This is a genomic window from Streptomyces sp. NPDC032822, from assembly GCF_055578825.1.
In genome coordinates, this window is record NZ_JBVIOL010000004.1 from 108,388 (window position 1) to 121,535 (window position 13,148).

Genomic DNA, 13,148 nt, shown 5'->3' on the forward strand with positions numbered 1-13,148 from the left:
GGTGGGATCGCTTCCTCTCAGCCGAGGAGCGGCAGCAGTCCGCCCAGGTCGGCCCGTTCGCCGCTCGCGTCGACCTTCGCCTCGTCGAGCGCGTCCGTCCAGGCCAGGCGCCCGGTGGCGAGCCGGATCCAGGTCAGCGGGTCGGTCTCGACGACGTTCGGTGGGGTGCCGCGGGTGTGCCGCGGGCCTTCGACGCACTGCACGACGGCGTACGGCGGGATCCGTACCTCGGTGGAGCCGCCGGGGGCCTTCACGGCGAGGGTGTCGGCGAGCAGGCGGGTGGCGGCGGCGAGGGCCTGGCGGTCGCAGGGGATGTCGAGGCCGGGGACGGCCGCGTTCAGGTCGTCGGTGTGGACGACGAGTTCGACGGTACGGGTGACCAGGTAGGCGTCGAGCGACAGGGCGCCCGCGCTGGTCGCGAGCAGCCGGGTGCCGGGGTGGTCGGCGAGGCGGGCGGTGAAGCGCCGCTCCACGTCGGCGAGGTGGGCGCTGAGGTCGGGGTTCCGCTCGGCGAGTTCGCGGGCGTGGTCGGCGATGTCCCCGGCGTCGGCGCCGATCGCGTGCGCCCAGTCGAGGAGCACGCCGTCCGGCTTCGGCGGGGCGGGCTCGTCGAGCAGGCGTACGACGGCCCCGAGGGCCATGCCGACATGCGCGGCCAGCTCCCGCACGGTCCAGTCCCCGAGCCGGGTCGGCAGCGCGGCCTGCTCGGGAGTGAGGGTGCCGACGGCAGCCCGGACGTTTCCGAACTGGGCCAGGACCGCGGTGCGGGTCCGGGCGGGGTCGTAGGTGCGGGCGCGCTTCTTGGCCGGTGGCATGGGGGCCAGCCTAGGCGGGCCGGGGTGCCGGGACAGGGGCGTCGAAGATCTCGCGGTTCTTCGGGACGCCGAGGTCCTGCCAGCGGAAGGGGATGCCGTGGGCGGTGTCCGGGTCGGGGCCGTCCATCAGCTGGAAGTGGAGGTGCGGTTCGCTGGAGTTGCCGGAGTTCCCGCAGTCGGCGAGCCGCTGTCCGGTGCGGACGGGGTCGCCGGGGGCGAATTGGAGCGAGCCGCGGCGCAGGTGGGCGTAGAGGGCGTACGTCCCGTCGCCCAGGTCGAGGACGACGTGGTTGCCGAGGATCCGGCCGACGCCGATCATCTCGCGGACCGCGCCCTCGATCAGGAAGAGATAAAGGAGGCCGGACAGGGAGGTGCGGCTGAGGTGGTCGCGGCGGCCGTCGGCGACCCGGACGACCGTGGCGTCGGCGACCGCCAGGACGGGGGCGCCGTAGCCGGGGAAGTCCTCGGCGCCGCGGGCGAGCGGCCACAGGGCGTGGAAGCCGGGGCGGGCGCCCGGTTCGGGTTCGGCGACGATGTCGATGGCGTACGTCTGGCCGTAGGCGTGGGTGCCGTGGCTCGGGGTGCGGTCGGCGGGGCTGTTCAGCGCGGACCAGCGGCCGGTGACCGGTGGGGCGGTCTCGACGGGGGTGCGGGGGGTCCGGTCGCGGCCGGCCCGGTTCAGGACGAAGACCAGGACGTACGCGAGGACCAGGGGCACCAGGTCCCACCAGGCGGGATAGGTCAGGTCGAGCCAGACGTGGGCCACGACCAGGGCGAGGAAGCCGATCAGGAGCAGGCGGAAGGTCGTCATACCGAGCTTGCGTACGGACATCGTTCCCCCAGTGCGTTCGGGGCGGATCGGGGCGGTTCTTCTCGGCTCAGGGCAGGCCCGCGGAGAGCGCCACCAGCAGGGGCACGACCCGGGCCGGTGGCACCTCGTGGCGGCCCCGGCCGGTGGTGTGCAGCCAGCCCGAAGCGGTCAGTTGGCGCAGGTGGTGGTAGATCTGGCCGGTCGTGCCGAGCTCGTCCAGTTCGGCGAGTTCGGCGGCGGTGCGGCGACCGCCGAGGATCTCGCGGAGCAGCCGCAGCCGGACGGGGTGGCCGAGCGCCGCGAACGATTCGGCGGCCCGCGTCCAGTCGTCGTCGAGCAGGCCCTCGGTCAGGGCGCCGTGCTGCCAGTCGTACCGCTCGCCGGTCGGCAGCCGGACGGCACCGGCGAACAGGACCCCGCCCTCGGTCGCCCGGAGCGCCGTGAGCTGTTCCTTCAGCCCTTCCAGGGCCCAGAAGTCCCCGTCACCGAGCCGCGGCGCACCACTGCCGACGCCTTCGAGCACGGCGAGGCGACGCTCCAGCTCGCTGACACGGTCTTCGAGTTCCACACCCTCCAGATTACGGAACTACGTAATTACGTCAACCCCGTACCGAGTGAGACTCCCTCGACACGCACGAAGGCCCCGCCCGGACTCGGCGAGTCCGGGCGGGGCCTTCCACGCTTGCTTACGCGAGCAGCGCCGGGATCGTCCGCTCGTGTACCTCGCGCAGTTCCTCCAGGGAGAGTTCGAACTCGCCCTGGAGCTCGATCGTGGCACCGTCGACGACGCCGATGCGGGTGACGGGGAGGCCCCGGGCGCCGCACATGTCGTTGAAACGGAGCTCCTCGGAGCGGGGGACGGCCACGACAGCGCGGCCGGCCGACTCGGAGAAGAGGAGGGTGAAGGCGTCCAGGCCGTCGGGGACGATCAGGCGCGCGCCCTTCTCACCGAGCAGCGCCGACTCGACGACCGCCTGGATCAGACCGCCGTCGGACAGGTCGTGCGCGGAGTCGATCATGCCGTCGCGGGACGCGGAGATCAGGATCTCGGCGAGCAGCCGCTCGCGCTCCAGGTCGACCTTCGGGGGCAGCCCGCCGAGGTGGTCGTGCACGACCTGCGACCAGGCCGAGCCGCCGAACTCCTCGCGGGTGTCGCCGAGGAGGTAGAGGAGCTGGCCCTCTTCCTGGAAGGCGACGGGCGTGCGGCGGGCGACGTCGTCGATGACGCCGAGGACCGCGACCACCGGGGTCGGGTGGATGGCGACCTCGCCCGTCTGGTTGTACAACGACACGTTGCCGCCGGTCACCGGGGTGCCCAACTGCTGGCAGGCGTCGGCCAGTCCACGGATCGCCTCCGCGAACTGCCACATCACCGCCGGGTCCTCGGGCGAGCCGAAGTTCAGGCAGTCGGAGACGGCGAGGGGCTTGGCGCCGGTCGTCGCCACGTTCCGGTACGCCTCCGAGAGCGCCAACTGGGCGCCCGCGTACGGGTCCAGCTTCGCGTACCGGCCGTTGCCGTCCGTCGCGATGGCGACGCCGAGCCCGGTCTCCTCGTCGATGCGGATCATGCCCGAGTCCTCGGGCTGGGCGAGGACCGTGTTGCCCTGCACGAAGTGGTCGTACTGGGAGGTGATCCAGGACTTGGAGGCCTGGTTCGGGGAGCCCACCAGCTGCAGGACCTGGGACTTGAGCTCCTCCGAAGTCGAAGGCCGCGCAAGCTTGTTGGCGTCGTCCGCCTGGAGCGCGTCCTGCCAGGACGGGCGGGCGTAGGGGCGCTCGTAGACCGGGCCGTCGTGCGCGACCGTACGCGGGTCGACGTCGACGATCTTGCCGCCGTGCCAGAAGATCTCGAGCCGGTCGCCGTCGGTGACCTCACCGATCACCGTGGCGATGACGTCCCACTTGTCGCAGATCTCCAGGAAGCGGTCGACCTTCTCCGGCTCGACGACCGCGCACATGCGCTCCTGCGACTCGCTCATGAGGATCTCCTCGGGCGAGAGCGTGGAGTCGCGCAGCGGTACGTCGTCCAGGGTGACGCGCATGCCGCCGGAGCCGTTGGACGCCAACTCACTGGTGGCGCAGGACAGTCCGGCCGCGCCGAGGTCCTGGATGCCGACGACGAGCTTCTCGGCGAAGGCTTCCAGGGTGCACTCGATGAGGAGCTTCTCCTGGAAGGGGTCGCCGACCTGGACCGCGGGGCGCTTGGAGGGCTTCGCGTCGTCGAAGGTCTCGCTCGCCAGGATCGAGGCGCCGCCGATACCGTCGCCACCCGTGCGGGCCCCGTACAGGATGACCTTGTTGCCCGAGCCGGACGCCTTCGCGAGGTGGATGTCCTCGTGCCGCATCACGCCGATGGCACCGGCGTTGACCAGCGGGTTGCCCTGGTAGCAGGCGTCGAAGACGACCTCGCCGCCGATGTTCGGCAGGCCCAGGCAGTTGCCGTAGCCGCCGATGCCGGCGACGACACCGGGGAGCACCCGCTTGGTGTCCGGGTGGTCCGCCGCACCGAAGCGCAGCGGGTCGACGACCGCCACCGGGCGGGCGCCCATCGCGATGATGTCGCGCACGATGCCGCCGACACCCGTGGCCGCGCCCTGGTAGGGCTCCACGTACGAGGGGTGGTTGTGCGACTCGACCTTGAAGGTGACCGCGTAGCCCTGGCCGACGTCGACGACGCCCGCGTTCTCGCCGATGCCGACGAGCAGCGCGTCGGACTGCGGGGCCTTCTCGCCGAACTGGCGCAGGTGCACCTTCGACGACTTGTACGAGCAGTGCTCGGACCACATGACGGAGTACATGGCGAGCTCGGCACCGGTGGGCCGGCGGCCGAGGATCTCGACGACCCGCTCGTACTCGTCCTTCTTCAGGCCGAGTTCGGCCCAGGGCAGCTCGACGTCGGGGGTCGCGGCCGCGTGCTCGACCGTGTCCAGAGGCGTCCGGCTCATGCGTTGACCAGCTTCTTGAGGATCGAGGTGAAGAAGGGAAGACCGTCGGTGCGGCCCGACCCGATCAGGGGCTCGACGGCGTGCTCCGGGTGCGGCATGAGGCCCACGACGTTCCCGGCCTCGTTGGTGATGCCGGCGATGTCGTTGAGCGAGCCGTTCGGGTTGCCGTACCCGTCAGCGGTATCGCCGCTGACCAGGTACCGGAAGGCGACCCGGCCCTCGGCCTCCAGCTTGTCCAGCGTGAACCGGTCGGCGACGTAGCGGCCGTCCATGTTCTTGAGCGGGATGCTGATCTCCTGGCCCTGCTCGTAGTCGCTGGTCCAGACGGTGTCGGCGTTCTCCACCCGCAGCTTCTGGTCCTTGCAGATGAAGTGCAGGTGGTCGTTGCCGAGCATCCCGCCCGGGAGGAGGTGGGCCTCGGTGAGGACCTGGAAACCGTTGCAGATACCGAGGACGGGGAGGCCGCCCTTCGCCTGCTCGATGACGGTCTCCATCACCGGGGAGAAACGGGAGATGGCCCCGGCGCGCAGATAGTCGCCGTACGAGAAACCACCGGGGAGAACGACCGCGTCGACCTGGTGGAGGTCCTTGTCCTTGTGCCAGAGGGCGACCGGTTCGGCGCCCGCGAGGCGGATCGCGCGCTGTGTGTCCCGGTCGTCGAGGCTGCCCGGGAAAGTGACGACGCCAATACGAGCGGTCACTTCGCGGCCTCCGCGACTTCCTCCACCTTGACGGTGAAGTCCTCGATGACGGTGTTGGCGAGGAAGGATTCCGCAAGATCGTGGATGCGGGCGAGCGCGGCCTCGTCGACCGGTCCGTCAACCTCGAGTTCGAATCGCTTTCCCTGACGTACGTCCGAGACGCCTTCGAAACCCAGCCGCGGCAGTGCGCGCTGCACCGCCTGGCCCTGGGGGTCGAGGATCTCCGGCTTGAGCATGACGTCGACTACGACGCGTGCCACGGGCACTCCCGGTGGTGTGGTGCTGAGCAGCTTCCTGCAGGTGTCTCCAACAGGTGGCTTCAGACTACCCGTACAAAATTTCTACGCGAGTAGAGTTGGAGGAAACTACGTGATGGCCGTCACGATCCGGTTGCGGACCGGCATCGGAAGGGCGCCTTCACGAAAAGTTCAGGGAAAGATCCCGAATCGATGCACGGGAGCTATTGCGCGGGGGACACGCGGACAGATTTAGTCGGGCTTCACATTGCAATGCTCGGCACTGTACAAATGAATTGCCATTAGCCGATACTTTGCCCAATAACAGGCGGACAGTCGACATCCGTGTGACGTCCTGGCACGTCACCACAGAGATGTCGCACGAAGGGACCGATATTCGTGGCGCAGCGTGTCGTAGTCACTCTCTTTGACGACATCGACGGCTCGGAAGCGGCGGAAACGATCGCCTTCGGACTCGACGGCAAGTCGTACGAGATCGACCTGAACCAAGCCAATGCCGAGAAACTGCGTAAGGCGCTGGAGCCGTACCTGGAGGCCGGCCGGAAGCGGTCGAGGTCCGGCAAGGCGTACAAGCAGACGGAGGTCGCCCCCGACCCGGCGGCCGTCCGGGCCTGGGCCCAGGCCAACAAGATGGACGTCCCGGCGCGCGGCCGGATCCCCAAGAAGGTCTACGAGGCGTTCTCCGCCGCACAGTGATCCCGGGCCGACGGCTGGTCACCGGCCCCTCGGGAGACCCGACTTGCGTTGCACCCCACCTGGTCAGCTAGAGTCTGGAGCACGCCGAGGGGCAAGGCCGAAAGGCCCGGCTCCGAGGTACACGCGGGTGTAGTTCAGTAGTAGAACATCCCCCTTCCAGGGGGAAGGCGCAGTGTGCAATTCCTGTCACCCGCTCTGCACCGCCGATCTGACCGCTCTTGTGGATCAGGTAGGCTGGTGCCCGCGCCGATCGGTGAAAGCCGGTCGGAGGCAATGCGGACGTAGCTCAGTTGGTAGAGCGCAACCTTGCCAAGGTTGAGGTCGCCAGTTCGAACCTGGTCGTCCGCTCTGTTGCAGGAAAGACCCCCGGTCACTGACCGGGGGTCTTTCTCGTGTGCCCGTCTCCGTGCACCCGGCGACCGATGCCGTCTGACATTTGTCATGTCGAGTGATGACAGTCCGCACTGCTGCCGGGCCCGCCGGGGCGGAACGCTGAAGGCATGGACACCAACGAACACGAACACGTGATTGAGGTCACTGACCTGCGGCGTGTGTACGGGGGCGGGTTCGAGGCGGTGCGCGGCATCTCCTTCTCCGTGGGCCGCGGCGAGGTCTTCGCCCTGCTGGGCACCAACGGGGCGGGCAAGACGTCCACGGTCGAACTGCTGGAAGGGCTCGCCCGGCCGGCCTCGGGACAGGTGCGGGTCCTCGGCCGTGATCCCCACGACGAGCGGGACGTCGTACGGCCCCGGACCGGGGTGATGTTGCAGGAGGGCGGGTTTCCCTCCGAGCTGACCGTCGCCGAGACCGCCCGGATGTGGGCGGGCTGCGTGAGCGGCGCCCGCCCCACCGCGGACGTGCTCGCGCGGGTCGGCCTGGAGCGCCGGGCCGGCGTGCGGGTGAAGCTGTTGTCCGGAGGCGAACGGCGGCGCCTGGACCTGGCGCTCGCCCTGCTCGGCGAACCCGAGGTGCTGTTCCTCGACGAGCCGACGACCGGCCTGGACGCCGAAGGGCGCCGGGAAACCTGGGAGTTGGTGCGGGCGCTGCGCGACGGCGGGACGACCGTACTGCTCACCACGCACTACCTGGAAGAGGCCGAGGACCTTGCCGACCGGCTCGCCATCCTGCATGAGGGGCGGATCGCGGCCACCGGGACACCGGCCGAGGTGACCGCCGCCCAGCCCTCCCGGATCTCCTTCGAACTGCCCCCCGGCTACCTCCTCGGGGACCTGCCGCCGCTCGGCCGGCTCGGGATCTGCGGCCACGAGGTCGAGGGGAACGTCGTACGGCTGCGGACGCGGGAGTTGCAGCGGGCCGCCACCGGAGTGCTGGTGTGGGCCGAGGCGGCGGGGGTCGAGCTGGGCCGCCTCGACGTGCGGTCGGCATCACTGGAGGAGGCCTTCCTGGGGATCGCCCGGGAAGCGGCCGTCGAGACTGTCGAGGAGTACGCGGCATGAGTGCGACCGTCACCACCACCGCGGCGGGGCGCGTCGCGGCCCTCGCCCGGGCCGAACTGATCCTGTTCGGGCGGAGCAAGGCCGTGCTCCTCACGGCGCTGCTGGTGCCGCTGGTACTGCCGCTCAGCACCCGGTCGGCGATCGAGGGCACGGACCTCGGCCAGTACGGACTGAGCGTCGGGCTGGTGCTGCTGACCGGCGCCATCGGGTTCTCGCTGCTGTTCGCCGTGTACTCGGCGCTCGTGAGCGTCTTCGTGACACGGCGCGAGGAACTCGTCCTCAAGCGGCTGCGCACCGGCGAGCTGCGGGATCCGGAGATCCTGGCCGGGGCCGCGCTGCCCGCCGTCACCACGGGGCTGGTGCAGTCCCTGCTGGTGGCGGTGGGATGCTCCGTCCTGCTCGATGTGCCCGCCCCGAAGGCGCCCCAGCTCGCGGTGCTCGGGCTCGTCCTGGGCCTGCTGATGTGCGCGGTGCTGGCCGCCGTCACGGCGAGCCTGACCCGGACCGTGGAGAGCGCCCAGATCACCTCGATGCCGCTGATGCTGGCCTCGATGGTGGGCTCCGGGATCGCCGTACCGCTGGAGGTCATGCCCGACCGGGCGGTGACCGTGCTCGAACTGCTGCCGCTGACACCGGTGATGACGCTGGTGCGCGGCGGATGGACCGGTGACCTCTCGGCGTACGAGACGATCGGGCCCTTGATGACGGCGCTGGCCTGGACCGCGCTGGGCGTGTTTGCTGTACAGCGGTGGTTCCGGTGGGAACCGCGGCGCTGAGGAACGCGGACGGGAGCACGGGCATGCGCGGGCCGGGCAGGTGGTGGCGGCGGAAGAGCACGCCGGCGAAGGTGGAGACCTACACACGGTCGACGTTCCATTTCCTGACGACGGTGGAAGCCGGGATGTTCGGGATCGTGGCGTTCAGCGGGGTCGAACCGTGGTTCTCGGCCTGGCTGCTGATCGGCGTGGGCACGCACGCGGTGGTCTGTTCCCTGACCGCGTCACGGGCGCTGGACTGGACCCGTGGCCGCCGTGCCCGGCCCGTGCGGCTGATGTGGGCGCTCGGCCTGATCAGCGCCGCGGTCGCCGGTTCGGCCCTGGCGATCTCCGAGCACGGATCGACCGGCGAGAGCACGGAGGGCGCCGCGGGCGGGGTCTTCGGGATCGCCCTGATCTACGGCGGGGGCACGCTCGCGCTCGGCCTGAGCGACCGACGACAGGTGTACGCGCTCGTCGGGTCCGCCGGGGCCGTCGCCTGCGCGGTGTCGCTCGCCATGGGCTCCCCCGCCGCCGCCGTGCTGGTCTCGACGCTGTCCGTGCTGCTCGGCTGCGGGGTCCTCGCCCTCAGCTCCGTGTTCTCCGTCTGGCTCCTCGACGCCGTCTACGAACTCGACGCGGCCCGCGAGACCCGGGCCCGGCTCGCCGTCGCCGAGGAACGGCTGCGGTTCGGACGGGACCTGCACGACGTCATGGGGCGCAACCTCGCCGTGATCGCCCTCAAGAGCGAGCTGGCCGTGCAGCTGGCGCGGCGCGGCAGGGCCGAGGCCGTCGACCAGATGAACGAGGTGCAGCGGATCGCGCGGGAGTCGCAGCGCGAGGTGCGGGACGTCGTACGGGGCTACCGGGAGGCCGACCTCGGGACCGAGATCGCCGGTGCGCACGGGGTGTTGACGGCCGCCGGCATCCGGTGCGAGGTGACCGGCAGCGAGCCCGCCGGGCTGCCCGGCGCGGTGCGGTCGGCGCTCGCGTGGGTGGTGCGGGAGACGACGACCAACGTGCTGCGGCACGGGGACGCCGTCTGGTGCGCGGTCGGGGTCCGGGTCGCCGAGGGACGGGTGGTGCTGACGGTGGAGAACGACGGGGCCGCTCCGACGCCCCGGACGTCCTCCGGTGCTTCGGGTGCCTCCGGCGTCCCCGGGGTCTCTGGGGTTCCCGAGGTCTCCGGTGCCGACCTGGTCGTGGAGGGCTCGGGGCTGACCGGGCTGCGGGAGCGGCTGGCCGCGGTGGAGGGGACGTTGGAGGCGGGCCGCACCGGGGGCGGGGTGTTCCGGGTGGTGGCTCAGGTGCCGCTGATGACGGTCGACACGAGTGAGGTCATGGCATGACGTCTCCGGTACGCCTTCTCCTCGCCGACGACGAGCACCTCATCCGGGGTGCTCTCGCCGCGCTGCTCGCGCTGGAGGACGACCTCGTCGTCGTGGCCGAGGCGGCGACGGGGCCCGAGGCGCTGGCGATGGCGCGGGCCCACGCGCCCGATGTCGCCGTACTGGATCTGCAGATGCCCGGCGCCGACGGTGTGAAGGTCGCCACATCGCTACGGGCCGAGCTGCCCGACTGCCGGGTGCTGATCGTGACCGGCCACGGCCGGCCCGGACATCTGAAGCGGGCCCTTGAGGCGGGTGTGCGCGGTTTCGTCCCGAAGACCCTCAGCGCGCGGCGGCTCGCGGAGATCATCCGTACCGTGCACGCGGGAAACCGTTACATCGACCCCGAGTTGGCCGCCGACGCGATCTCCGCCGGGGACTCCCCGCTGACCGCGCGGGAGGCGGAGGTCCTTGAGCTCGCCGCGGACGGGGCGCCCGTCGCGGAGATCGCCGAGCGGGCCGCGCTGTCGCAGGGGACCGTACGGAACTATCTGTCGTCGGCCGTCTCCAAGCTCGGGGCGGAGAACCGTCACACGGCGGCGCGGCTCGCCCGCGAGCGAGGTTGGGTATAGTTGCTCTCGCGCCACGGCGCAGCGCGGACGTAGCTCAGTTGGTAGAGCGCAACCTTGCCAAGGTTGAGGTCGCCAGTTCGAACCTGGTCGTCCGCTCCATCGAGAAGCCCCCGGTTTTCACCGGGGGCTTCTCGCGTGGTGCTACGCCCAGTTCAGGCCCGTCAGGCGCTCGTACGCCTCCACGTACTTGGCGCGGGTCGCGGCCACCACCCGCTCGGGCAGCGGCGGCGGAGGCTGCTCGCTCCCGCGGTCCCAGCCGGACTCCGCCGAGGTCAGCCAGTCACGGACGTACTGCTTGTCGTACGACGGCTGCGCGCGGCCAGGCTCCCACTGCTCGGCCGGCCAGAAGCGCGAGGAGTCCGGGGTGAGGATCTCGTCCGCGAGGACCAGGGTCTCCCCCTCGAAGCCGAACTCGAACTTGGTGTCCGCGAGGACGATCCCGCGGTCCCGGGCGATGTCCCGCCCCCGCGAGTAGACCGCGAGGGTCGCCTGACGCAGCTGGGCGGCGGTGTCGGCGCCCACCTGGCGGGCGACCTCCTCGTAGGAGACGTTCTCGTCGTGCTCACCGACCTCGGCCTTGGTGGCCGGGGTGAAGATCGGGGCGGGGAGTTCACTGCCGTCGGCCAGGCCCTCGGGGAGGGCGAGGCCGCAGACCGTGCGGGACGCGTTGTACTCGACCAGGCCGGAGCCGGTGAGGTAGCCGCGGGCCACGCACTCCACCGGGACCATCCGGAGCGACTTGCAGACCAGGGTGCGGCCGGCCCACGCGGCGGGGGCGCCGGCGGGCAGGTCGGTGCTCAGCACGTGGTGGGGGATCAGGTCGGCGAGCTGATCGAACCACCACAGGGACAGCTGGGTGAGCACCCGCCCCTTGTCGGGGATCTCGGTCGGCAGCACCCAGTCGTAGGCGGAGATGCGGTCGCTGGCGACCATCACGAGGTCGCCCGCCTCGTTCTGGTACAGCTCGCGCACCTTGCCGGTGTGCAGGTGGACCAGGCCCGGAACCTGAAGCGGCTCGGGCTTTTCGACGAATCCGGACACGGTTCCTCCCCGTGGTTCTGTCCAACTGGGTCGATTCTCCCGTACGGGGGAGCGGTCCCGGACGGCGGGACCGGTGGGTGGACGGTCAGTCACGTTTGCAGATGCGGTCGAGCAGGTTCGCGGTGGCCCGCTGGACCCGGGTGTCGACGTGGCCGGGGCGGTCCAGCGACGGCGACCACGCGAACGTTCCGGACGCGAAGACCAGGGCGCCGGAAGGGGCGCGGTAGAGGGAGGTCTCCTGGTGCCGGAGGGTGCCCTCGCTGTCGGCGTACGGGGAGTGCGCGAGCAGGATGCGGTCGTCGTGCTCGGGCAGCGGGGTGCGCGGGAAGTAGCGGTCGGCCTCGCCCGCGACCAGGCCCTCGATCTCGTCGCCCTCGTGCGCGCCGGTCGCCTCCCACATCCAGTGGCCGGCGTTGCGCACGATCAGCGGGTGCGGCTCGGGGACCCGGCCGGCGTACTGGATGCCGACCACCTGCTGCTCCGGCCGGTCGATCTCGCGCCAGAGCACGGACTTGCCCGGTCCTCTGCGCTTGCGGCAGGTGAGCAGACGGTCGGGGACGCCTGACGGGGAGGGGCCCAGCTCCACCTGCCAGTACATGGTGTTGGCGGAGAGGAAGACCAGGCTGGTGCCGTACTCGCGGGCCCGCTCGACCGTGCGGCGCATGGTTGTCGACCAGTACTCGTCGTGGCCGGGGAAGACCAGGCCGCGATAGCGGGTGGGGTCGACACGGCCGGCGTGCAGATCGCGGGCGTCCGCGTAGGCGAGGTCGTAGCCGTAGCGCTCGGCCCAGCGGATGAAGTCGTAGGCGTGGCCCACATGCAGGGGGAGGCCGGCGCCCGCGTACGGGCGGTCGAAGGAGAGCGTCGTCGCGGCGTCGGCCTCGCCGAGCAGTCGGCCGTCCTCGTCCCAGGCGTGGTAGAGGCTGGCGCCGGTACGGCCGTCCTCCGGGAAGAGGTTGTACGCCTGCCAGGTGATGTCGGGCAGGACCAGCAGCAGGTCGGCCGGGTGGTCGTCGCGGACGGTGAACGGGATGTGCGAGCGGTAGCCGTCGGCGGTGGTGAGGACGGCGACATACGCGCCGATGCTCCAGTAGCTCGGGACCTGCAGGCGCCAGGACAGCCACCAGTGATGGCAGGAGACCGTACGGTCCGCCGTCAGCGGCGGGGGCTGGACGATGCCGGACAGCCGCGGGCTGCTGGTGATCTTCGCGGCGCCGTCACCGCCGTAGTGACCGATGCGGTAGATGTCGATGCCGAACGCCTGCGGCGGGTCGACGCTGATGTGGAAGTCGACGGCCTCGCCGGGGGCGACCGCTCCGGTGGAGATGAAGCCCTTGATCTGCCGGCGGACGTCGTCGGCGGAGCGGGGGCCTCCGGCGGTTCGGGGGGCGGGGAGGCGGGGGTCTTCGCGGGGCGACCGGTTCGGCAGGGCCGTCTGGGACGCGTGAGGTGCCTGTGCCGGTGGGGCCGTCGGCCGCTCGGGGGCGTCCACGTACCAGGCGACGACCTGGCCGGTGTCGCCGAAGTACGTCTCCGTGCCGCGGAGCCAGGGGACGGGACCCAGGCCGAAGGGGTCCGTCACGGCGTGTGCGAGTGCGCCCGACTCCCAGCGGCGGATCTGCTGCGAACCCATGGTCGCTGCCCTCCCTCACGCCCCCGTGCATTCGTGTCATGTACCTGTCTTGTGCCGCACGCTCGTGCCCTGCGCCC

13 protein-coding genes and 3 tRNA genes are annotated in these 13,148 nt (G+C 71.0%); 8 read left to right on the top strand and 8 right to left on the bottom strand.

The window, feature by feature from the left end:
* Positions 1-17 precede the first annotated feature (17 nt).
* The 6 genes from ACZ5VD_RS12935 to purS all read right to left on the bottom strand — a co-directional run bounded on the left by ACZ5VD_RS12935 (position 18) and on the right by purS (position 5,532).
* Complete coding sequence (locus ACZ5VD_RS12935; protein WP_468682243.1) at positions 18-815, bottom strand: maleylpyruvate isomerase family mycothiol-dependent enzyme; 798 nt, start codon at positions 813-815, stop codon at positions 18-20.
* Between the two features lie 10 nt (positions 816-825).
* Positions 826-1,647: a M23 family metallopeptidase gene (locus ACZ5VD_RS12940; protein ID WP_468682244.1), complete on the bottom strand. Its 822-nt coding sequence runs from the start codon at positions 1,645-1,647 to the stop codon at positions 826-828.
* Between the two features lie 46 nt (positions 1,648-1,693).
* Positions 1,694-2,194 carry an ArsR/SmtB family transcription factor gene (locus ACZ5VD_RS12945; protein WP_468682245.1) on the bottom strand — a complete coding sequence of 167 codons (501 nt, stop codon included), beginning with the start codon at positions 2,192-2,194 and terminating at the stop codon, positions 1,694-1,696.
* Between the two features lie 118 nt (positions 2,195-2,312).
* A complete protein-coding gene (purL, locus tag ACZ5VD_RS12950; protein WP_468550230.1) occupies positions 2,313-4,571 on the bottom strand; it encodes a phosphoribosylformylglycinamidine synthase subunit PurL in 2,259 nt (752 codons plus the stop codon).
* Positions 4,568-5,272 (bottom strand): phosphoribosylformylglycinamidine synthase subunit PurQ, encoded by a 705-nt coding sequence (purQ, locus tag ACZ5VD_RS12955; RefSeq protein ID WP_468550229.1) that lies wholly within the window; start codon positions 5,270-5,272, stop codon positions 4,568-4,570. The genes purL and purQ overlap by 4 nt, the downstream gene beginning before the upstream one ends.
* The gene (gene purS, locus ACZ5VD_RS12960) at positions 5,269-5,532 is read right to left on the bottom strand and encodes a phosphoribosylformylglycinamidine synthase subunit PurS (RefSeq protein WP_030620556.1); all 264 of its coding nucleotides are present in this window, start codon (positions 5,530-5,532) and stop codon (positions 5,269-5,271) included. Before purS ends, purQ begins: the two co-directional genes overlap by 4 nt.
* Before the next feature lie 375 nt (positions 5,533-5,907).
* Here purS and ACZ5VD_RS12965 point away from each other — a divergent pair, with 375 nt between their 5' ends.
* The 8 genes from ACZ5VD_RS12965 (at position 5,908) to ACZ5VD_RS13000 (ending at position 10,496) form a co-directional block, all read left to right on the top strand.
* Positions 5,908-6,225 (top strand): histone-like nucleoid-structuring protein Lsr2, encoded by a 318-nt coding sequence (locus tag ACZ5VD_RS12965; RefSeq protein WP_468550228.1) that lies wholly within the window; start codon positions 5,908-5,910, stop codon positions 6,223-6,225.
* Positions 6,226-6,348: 123 nt separating this feature from the next.
* Positions 6,349-6,420, top strand: a tRNA-Gly gene (locus ACZ5VD_RS12970).
* 80 nt (positions 6,421-6,500) lie between these two features.
* Positions 6,501-6,573, top strand: a tRNA-Gly gene (locus tag ACZ5VD_RS12975).
* 152 nt (positions 6,574-6,725) lie between these two features.
* Entirely contained in the window at positions 6,726-7,682 is a 957-nt protein-coding gene (locus tag ACZ5VD_RS12980; protein ID WP_468550227.1) for an ABC transporter ATP-binding protein, read from the top strand.
* Entirely contained in the window at positions 7,679-8,458 is a 780-nt protein-coding gene (locus ACZ5VD_RS12985) for an ABC transporter permease (protein ID WP_468550226.1), read from the top strand. Before ACZ5VD_RS12980 ends, ACZ5VD_RS12985 begins: the two co-directional genes overlap by 4 nt.
* A gap of 23 nt (positions 8,459-8,481) precedes the next feature.
* On the top strand, positions 8,482-9,786 hold the full coding sequence (locus ACZ5VD_RS12990) for a sensor histidine kinase (protein ID WP_468682246.1): 1,305 nt from the start codon (positions 8,482-8,484) through the stop codon (positions 9,784-9,786).
* The gene (locus ACZ5VD_RS12995) at positions 9,783-10,397 is read left to right on the top strand and encodes a response regulator (protein WP_468550224.1); all 615 of its coding nucleotides are present in this window, start codon (positions 9,783-9,785) and stop codon (positions 10,395-10,397) included. Before ACZ5VD_RS12990 ends, ACZ5VD_RS12995 begins: the two co-directional genes overlap by 4 nt.
* 23 nt (positions 10,398-10,420) lie before the next feature.
* Positions 10,421-10,496 (top strand) — tRNA-Gly (locus ACZ5VD_RS13000).
* 42 nt (positions 10,497-10,538) lie between these two features.
* Here the strand turns inward: ACZ5VD_RS13000 and ACZ5VD_RS13005 are convergent.
* Together ACZ5VD_RS13005 and ACZ5VD_RS13010 are read right to left on the bottom strand one after the other, a co-directional pair.
* Complete coding sequence (locus tag ACZ5VD_RS13005) at positions 10,539-11,438, bottom strand: phosphoribosylaminoimidazolesuccinocarboxamide synthase (RefSeq protein WP_468682247.1); 900 nt, start codon at positions 11,436-11,438, stop codon at positions 10,539-10,541.
* Positions 11,439-11,523: 85 nt separating this feature from the next.
* Positions 11,524-13,071, bottom strand: a complete 1,548-nt coding sequence (locus ACZ5VD_RS13010) for a N,N-dimethylformamidase beta subunit family domain-containing protein (protein WP_468682248.1) — start codon at positions 13,069-13,071, stop codon at positions 11,524-11,526.
* Positions 13,072-13,148 lie beyond the last annotated feature (77 nt).

Coding starts and splice junctions, on each gene's coding strand:
- ACZ5VD_RS12935 (WP_468682243.1), bottom strand. CDS start 815: ATGCCACCGGCCAAGAAGCGCGCCCGCACCTACGACCCCGCCCGGACC.
- ACZ5VD_RS12940 (WP_468682244.1), bottom strand. CDS start 1,647: ATGTCCGTACGCAAGCTCGGTATGACGACCTTCCGCCTGCTCCTGATC.
- purL (WP_468550230.1), bottom strand. CDS start 4,571: ATGAGCCGGACGCCTCTGGACACGGTCGAGCACGCGGCCGCGACCCCC.
- ACZ5VD_RS12980 (WP_468550227.1), top strand. CDS start 6,726: ATGGACACCAACGAACACGAACACGTGATTGAGGTCACTGACCTGCGG.
- ACZ5VD_RS12985 (WP_468550226.1), top strand. CDS start 7,679: ATGAGTGCGACCGTCACCACCACCGCGGCGGGGCGCGTCGCGGCCCTC.
- ACZ5VD_RS12990 (WP_468682246.1), top strand. CDS start 8,482: ATGCGCGGGCCGGGCAGGTGGTGGCGGCGGAAGAGCACGCCGGCGAAG.
- ACZ5VD_RS12995 (WP_468550224.1), top strand. CDS start 9,783: ATGACGTCTCCGGTACGCCTTCTCCTCGCCGACGACGAGCACCTCATC.
- ACZ5VD_RS13010 (WP_468682248.1), bottom strand. CDS start 13,071: ATGGGTTCGCAGCAGATCCGCCGCTGGGAGTCGGGCGCACTCGCACAC.